The 7,534-nt window shown below is 38.4% G+C and carries 6 protein-coding genes; all 6 read left to right on the plus strand.

What is annotated here, in order from left to right:
- The first annotated feature begins 1,057 nt into the window (after positions 1 to 1,057).
- Complete coding sequence (locus ACR1PN_RS02285) at positions 1,058 to 1,597, plus strand: phage tail protein (RefSeq protein ID WP_433978697.1); 540 nt, start codon at positions 1,058 to 1,060, stop codon at positions 1,595 to 1,597.
- A gap of 49 nt (positions 1,598 to 1,646) precedes the next feature.
- Positions 1,647 to 2,186, plus strand: coding sequence for a phage tail protein (locus ACR1PN_RS02290; RefSeq protein WP_433978698.1), 540 nt, complete (start codon positions 1,647 to 1,649; stop codon positions 2,184 to 2,186).
- A 34-nt stretch (positions 2,187 to 2,220) separates the two neighbouring features.
- Positions 2,221 to 2,763: a phage tail protein gene (locus ACR1PN_RS02295; protein ID WP_433978699.1), complete on the plus strand. Its 543-nt coding sequence runs from the start codon at positions 2,221 to 2,223 to the stop codon at positions 2,761 to 2,763.
- A gap of 59 nt (positions 2,764 to 2,822) precedes the next feature.
- Positions 2,823 to 3,944, plus strand: coding sequence for a hypothetical protein (locus ACR1PN_RS02300; RefSeq protein WP_433978700.1), 1,122 nt, complete (start codon positions 2,823 to 2,825; stop codon positions 3,942 to 3,944).
- Positions 3,929 to 4,894, plus strand: a complete 966-nt coding sequence (locus tag ACR1PN_RS02305; protein ID WP_433978701.1) for a formyltransferase family protein — start codon at positions 3,929 to 3,931, stop codon at positions 4,892 to 4,894. The genes ACR1PN_RS02300 and ACR1PN_RS02305 overlap by 16 nt, the downstream gene beginning before the upstream one ends.
- 2 nt (positions 4,895 to 4,896) lie before the next feature.
- Positions 4,897 to 7,534, plus strand: a 2,638-nt coding sequence (locus ACR1PN_RS02310) for a beta strand repeat-containing protein (protein WP_433978702.1), incomplete at its 3' end; no start/stop codon positions are given.

Genomic DNA, 7,534 nt, shown 5'->3' on the forward strand with positions numbered 1-7,534 from the left:
TTTACGATCAAATTTCAAAATAACTTATACAAATAGTACCTCGCTGTATGAGGATCAGATTGACGACGGCAATTTCAGACAAGTCGCCTCCTTATATAATCGAATAGGGTTGCAGTTAAAAACGGGCTAAAAAAAATGTAAATTATAATAGAGGAACAAATCTAAATATTTCGAAGATTACGACAGATCAACAAAGCAGCAAGGTTATCAATCGGCAGGCGTTTTTTGAATTAATTTTCGCTCTTAATAAGAAAACTAAAATTGAGCTTAAAAACAGTTATTATTCTTTCAATGGATATTTCAATAAAGAAAACTCATATGATTTTTTGGATTCAAAATCACCTATGACTACAGCAAAAATATATACCTCTCTTTAATAGGAACAATCTTTTTATTGTAGTAAAATTTAAAGTAGCTTCTATTACTAGTTATTCGGATTACACAAGCGAATATAAACTGTTTCCAAGATATGTCATGCTAAAATTAAATTTTGGACTCTAAAATATATTAACCCATTATGAATGTCTTATTTTGGCAGATGAAAAGATTTTTTTTACAAGACAAAGTGAAAATCAGTAAAAATACGGAGTCGTGGTGATATATTTATTTCTACTTTTGACAAAAGATAGTAACAATAGGCTTAAAATATAATAACGTTTTATTTATTAATGAAAACTGATTGTTAATTTTTAAAAATAATATTGATTTATAGGTGTAATTGTTATAATAAATGTATATTTGTTACTAATTGTTAAATTAATCAATTTAATAATTGCTAAAACCAAACTAAAACCAAATTAATATGAATCAATTCTTACAGCAATTTCTTTTGCTATCAGCTATTACGAATTTACGCAAAAGTTAAAAACAACTTTGTTTATAATTTAATTTATCTACGTGCTATTTTGTAAATAGTGGATCCATGTTTTATATGCTGCATATATCTTGTTCAGTTGTAAACAAACCATGTCCATTTATGATATCCATTTATAAGTTCAAATAATAATAATTTCATTAAAATAATACTTCATCTTTTTAATTTTAAAAACAAATAACTATGGAAGGAACAATAGGAGAAATCCGCCTATTTGCCGCAAATTTTGCGCCCAAAGATTGGTCGTATTGTAATGGTGGATTGATTGCAATCAGAGCAAACACCGCCTTATTCTCTATTTTGGGAACCACTTATGGTGGTGACGGAAAAACGACTTTCGGTCTGCCTAATCTTTCAGGAAGATCTGCAGTTGGAGCGGGACAGGGACCTGGGTTATCTTACTATGCTTTGGGTGAGCAGACAGGGACAAATAGTACAACACTCAGCATTATGAATCTTCCGCCACATACCCATACTGCGGGCGGGAACATTGTTATTCCTGCATTTTCAGAAGAAGGAGATTCTGCAACTCCTACAAATAATGTTTTAGCTTCAAAGGAAGGAATGTACACATCTCAGGCAAGCGATTCTAATACTAAATCTACACCTTTGAATATTCAGGTGGGGATCACAGGTCAAAGTATGCCAATTAATATCACTCAGCCTTCGTTAGGAATGAATTATATTATTTGTATGTATGGAGTTTTTCCATCTCGGGGCTAAAATTAACTTAATCTGATTTTTTACACTAATAATTATAAAACTAAAATATATGGAAGGTTATATAGGAGAAATTCGAATGTTTGCGGGAAATTTTGCTCCAAACGGATGGATGTTTTGTGATGGAACAATATACAATATATCAACTTATGAGGTTCTTTTTACAATTCTAGGAACCACTTTTGGAGGTAACGGACAAACTACATTTGGCGTGCCAGATTTTAGAGGCCGTATTGCTGTAGGAACAGGTCAAGGAGCTGGTTTGCCGAATATTACATTAGGACAAACAGGGGGTGTGGAGACTGTAGCAATGACTACTTCGCAAATGCCAATGCACACTCATAATGCAATGGCAACAATTTCATTTCCTGCTTTTTCAGAAGGTGGAGAGACGGGTTCGCCTTCGGGAACTATTCTCGGTGGATTACAGGGTGCATATTCTACTCAGCCTGCTGATACAAACATTGCTCCGGCTATAGCTTCAGGGGCTTTGTCTACTGTAGGTAGCGGTCTGCCTTTTGGCGTTTTGCAACCTGTTTTGGCAGCTAACTATATTATATGCTGTCAAGGAATTTATCCAAGCAGACCATAATTAAGTAAATTTTTAATTTTTAAAACTAATCATCATGGATGGAACAATATCAGAAATAAGAATGTTCGCGGGAGATTTTGCTCCAAAATCTTGGGCTTTATGTCAGGGTCAATTATTAGCAATTAATACAAATCAAGCGCTTTTTGCTCTTTTAGGTACTATGTACGGCGGAAATGGGGTAACAACATTTGCATTACCAAATTTTGCTGGTAGAACTGCTATGGGTACGGGTAGTGGAGCAGGAATTGATAGCTGGACTCTTGGCGAGATCAATGGTACACCAGAGGTAACATTACTTACCACCAATCTTCCTATGCACAATCATACTTCAGGTACGGAAACAGCTTCAATTAAAACATTTTCTGAAGGAGGTGATACTGCTGTTCCCTCTAATGCTACATTAGCATCTTTAAATGGTTTGTATTCAAATCAACCAGGAGATACTACGTTAAGACCAATAACAACGGCATTCAGTTTAAGTGTTGCAGGAGGAAGCCAACCTATTAATATTCAGCAACCGTTTTTAGGAATGAATTACATCATTTGTTTATCCGGAATTTTTCCTTCAAGATCATAATTAATTAATACAAAAGCCTCTAATTGTTCATACTATTAGAGGCTTTATCAAAAAAAAAAATGAAAATAGCTTTACTTTTACCACGATCTGTTATTTATCCTTCAATTTCTTTTGATATAATAGATGGCTTTAAGCAAGCACTAAAAAATATAGGCTTGGAAGGTCATCATGAAATTGTATCGGCAGGAATTGGCGTTGCAGCGAAACATCAAGAAATTTATGATCGTTGTGAACAATTCCTTATAGAAGGTGCGGATATTATTATTGGATATATCAATCCTATTTCTGCAGAGTTTATTCACTCACTATTCCAATCTTCAAACAAAAAATTAATTGTTTTAGACAGCGGATATCATTTTCCCTCTTTTCAGGGAATGCTTTCTAATGCTTATTTTATATCTCTACAGGGAGGCCTTTGCACTAGGGTTATTACTCAAAAAGCAATCGAAGAAGGGCATAAGAATTTTGCGTTTACATGTTCTTTCTACGATGCGGGCTATAAGCCTTCTTATATTTATCCTTCTGCAGTAGAAGAAAAGGGAGGTGCTATAGTATTTAATCATATAACATCTTTGCGTCGTGAAGATTTTACTTTGAACCCTCTGACCGAATATCTTGAGCAGCAAAAAGAAACTGCAGTTCTTACAACATTTTGTGGCGATATGGCGGATGATTTTTTCAGAGAAGGAAATAACTTGGTAAATAATCATTCGGTGTACGGAACGGGTTTCACATCTGATGAAGCCTGGCTATCGAAAATACCTTATCCGGGAAGCGATTGGAGCTCTGCTGTAGCTTGGTCGAAAACATTAAAAACACCGGAAAACGAAACTTTCGTTAGTATTATGGATGGTATTAAAGAAGGTAAAGCCAATCTTTTCTCTTTATTGGGATGGGAAGCCGCTCTTTTTATTGCATTTGAAAACGAGACTTTTGATGGTATTACAATCACTTCTCCACGTGGAAAAGTCTTTATGAATCCTGACAACAGATTTACAGAAGCTCCTGTATATTATGCAACAGTCTCAAAAGATGAGATTACAGGTAATTGTCTTTTAAAAGATGTTGAGTTTGCTGCTGTAACAGAAGCGGAACGTGAACACTTAGGTAATAATATTAAACACATTCAGGGTATTGAAGCTAATACTTGGCTCAATGCTTATGCATGTCTGGAATCATGATGACAGCATACAAAATAGCAGTTTTATGTAACAATCGAATAGCGATTCCGGCATTGCAGGCTTTAGCGGCGCAGGGTAGACTTTGCGCTTTGGGCGTGCCTGAAGCAAATACTGATGTCATCGATTTTGGTTTAATCATCACGGAAAAATCCGGAATACAATTATCTATACTTAAAAAAGAGATTCTTTCTGATCAACTTGATGAATTGATTGCCAAAACAGATGCTCAATTTGTTTTTACTATGACCTTCCCTTGGAAGATACCTGGCGATATTTTAAATAAACATGAAAGTAAGTTTTACAATTTTCATTACGGATTATTACCGGAAATGCGTGGCGCAGATCCTATTTTTGAATCAATAAGAAGTGGTGCAAAAGAAACTGGAATCACAGTTCATCTCATCGAAAATAAAATTGATAGGGGTCCAATTATTTTAAAAAAGATTTTACCTCTTTCAATAAATATGACACACGGTGTACTTTGTACAAATTTGTCTTGGCTGGGAGCAAATTTACTAAGTGAACTTTTAATCTTATTAAAAAATAACCCTGTAGGAACGCAACAAAACGAAAACAATGCCAGATATTTCTCAAAACCTGCGGCATCAGATGTTTGTATTTCCTGGCAAAAGCAGGATGCGAAAGCCATCGAAGCTTTATCAAGAGCCTGCAATCCATGGAATAAAGGAGCATATACACAATGGAATGGGTGGAATATACGGGTAGTGGAATCTACAGTAATTAATGAAACTTCACCTCAGTCTGAGATTCCAGGAACCATTCTTTCGTTGGATGAAAATAATGGTTTAATTGTAAAATGTTATAATGAAACTCAGCTTCGATTAGATATCATATATATAGATGAAGGATTTATGAGTGGTCACAAACTGTTTGCTTTTGGTTTGAAAAAAGGCAGCCGCTTTGTGAATCTTAACCTAAAAATGAATTAAATATGAAAAATTTTTATTCAAAAATCAAAACGCTGACAAAGATTTTTCTCATAGCAGGAACGTCATTGTTAGGTTTTACAGCCAAAGCGCAAACAACCCTAGCAGTAGGAGATATAGCTTTTACAAGCTATGATGCGACTCCTTTAACAGGATTGGGAGATAAGTTTTCTTTTGTTCTGCTTACAAATATTTCGGCAGGAACAACTATTAGTTTTACTGATAGGGGCTATCATGGCTCCGGATGGCAGACTGCGGGAGCATCAGAATCTGGCATTACCTGGGTAAGTGGTACCGCACTTCCTATGGGAACAGAGGTTCACATAGTGGGTCTTGTAGCCTCAATCTATAACCCAGCAACCAACATTTCTACTCCAAATGGAAATGTTACTCTTACTGATGGTTCATCCAGCAATGGTCTTTCACTGGCAAATACCGGAGATCAGATTATTGCATTTCAGGGTGGTAACGGAGTGATTACAGGAAGCGGAGCCAATTGTATTGCAGGAATTAACTATTTATACTATCCAGGAGGAGGTACAACTACTGCAGGATGGAATGTCGGAGTTCCGACCGGTCCTAATTCATCACTAATGCCTCCGGGGCTTGTCGGAGGTACAAGTGCTTTTTATACTGGAGCCGTATCAGGAAATATTGTTGCTCAATCAGCAAAATTTAACTGTACAGGAACACCAACTACTACAGCTGCTTCTATACGTTCAGCCGTAATGACTGTAGGGAATTGGTCACTTTCAGCTTCTGCAGGTACAACTTCATATTCAGGATGTCAGTTTATAGGAAATAATCCTGTGATTACAGGAAATCCACCAAATAGAACAATTTGTGTTGGTGGAATCACAACGTTTTCTATTACTGCAACAGGAGCTACATCTTATCAATGGTATCAAAATTCAGGAAGTGGATTTGTTGCATTATCGAATGTAGCACCGTTTTCTGGAGTTACTACAAGTACGTTAACGATAACAGATGCAACAGGAACAATGAATGGAAATCAATATCGTTGTGTTGCCACTAATTCTTCAGGTTCGGTGACTTCCAATTCAGCCACATTAACGGTTGGATCTATTTCTGCAATTACTAGTAAGACAGACATTTCCTGTAATGGAGGAATTAATGGTACTGCCACAGTTAGTGTATCAGGTGGTACAGCACCCTATAGCTATTCATGGTCTCCAAGCGGCGGAACAGCAGCCACTGCAACAGGTTTGGCAGCAGGAACTTACACGGTAACGGTTACTGATAATCTGGGATGTTTTACAACGGCAACTGCAACAATTACTCAGCCAGCGGCAGCAGTTTCAGGAACAACAGTGGTTACGAATATTGCGTGTAATGGTGGTTCGACAGGAGCGATCAATTTAACACCTGCAGGAGGAACAGCACCTTACACATTTAACTGGGGTGGAGGAATTACCACGGAAGATCGTACAGGACTGGCTGCAGGAAATTACACGGTAACGATTACTGATGCCAACGGATGTACAGGAACGGTAAGTGCAACAATTACTCAGCCTGCGGCAGCGGTTTCAGGTACAACAGTGGTTACAAATATTGCGTGTAATGGTTCTTCAACAGGAGCGATCAATTTAACACCTGCAGGAGGAACCGCACCTTACACATTCAACTGGGGTGGAGGAATCACCACTGAAGATCGTACAGGACTGGCAGCAGGAACTTACACGGTAACGATTACTGATGCTAACGGATGTACAGGAACTGTGAATGCAACGGTAACCCAGCCAACGGCGATGAGTGCAACAGTTTCTCAGACTAATATTTCATGTAACGGAGGATCTAACGGATCAGCAGGTATTGTTGTAACTGGCGGAACCGCTCCATACACTTACTCATGGTCTCCAGGCGGCGGAACTGCAGCGACAGCTACAGGATTGTCAGCGGGAACTTATACGGTAACGGTAACAGATGCCAATGCCTGTACAATCACCAGAACAGTAACAATCACTCAGCCTGCGGCAGCAGTTTCAGGTACAACAGTGGTTACGAATATTGCGTGTAATGGTGGTTCGACAGGAGCGATCAATTTAACACCGGCAGGTGGGACAGCGCCTTATACCTTCAACTGGGGTGGAGGAATCACCACGGAAGATCGTACAGGACTGGCTGCAGGAACTTACACGGTAACAATTACTGATGCTAACGGATGTACAGGAACTGTGAATGCAACGGTAACCCAGCCAACGGCGATGAGTGCAACAGTTTCTCAGACTAATATTTCATGTAACGGAGGATCTAACGGATCAGCAGGTATTGTTGTAACTGGCGGAACCGCTCCATACACTTACTCATGGTCTCCAGGCGGCGGAACTGCAGCGACAGCTACAGGATTGTCAGCGGGAACTTATACGGTAACGGTAACAGATGCCAATGCCTGTACAATCACCAGAACGGTAACAATCACTCAGCCTGCAGCAGCAGTTTCAGGTACAACAGTGGTTACGAATATTGCGTGTAATGGTGGTTCGACAGGAGCTATTAATTTAACACCTGCAGGAGGAACCGCACCTTACACATTCAACTGGGGAGGTGGAATTACCACTGAAGACCGCACAGGCTTATCAGCGGGAACTTACACGGTAACGATTACTGATGCTAACGGATGTA

This window comes from Chryseobacterium sp. RLHN22 (genome assembly GCF_051011795.1).
Classification (GTDB): Bacteria; Bacteroidota; Bacteroidia; order Flavobacteriales; family Weeksellaceae; genus Chryseobacterium; species Chryseobacterium zhengzhouense.

Coding starts and splice junctions, on each gene's coding strand:
- ACR1PN_RS02285 (WP_433978697.1), top strand. CDS start 1,058: ATGGAAGGAACAATAGGAGAAATCCGCCTATTTGCCGCAAATTTTGCG.
- ACR1PN_RS02290 (WP_433978698.1), top strand. CDS start 1,647: ATGGAAGGTTATATAGGAGAAATTCGAATGTTTGCGGGAAATTTTGCT.
- ACR1PN_RS02295 (WP_433978699.1), top strand. CDS start 2,221: ATGGATGGAACAATATCAGAAATAAGAATGTTCGCGGGAGATTTTGCT.
- ACR1PN_RS02300 (WP_433978700.1), top strand. CDS start 2,823: ATGAAAATAGCTTTACTTTTACCACGATCTGTTATTTATCCTTCAATT.
- ACR1PN_RS02305 (WP_433978701.1), top strand. CDS start 3,929: ATGTCTGGAATCATGATGACAGCATACAAAATAGCAGTTTTATGTAAC.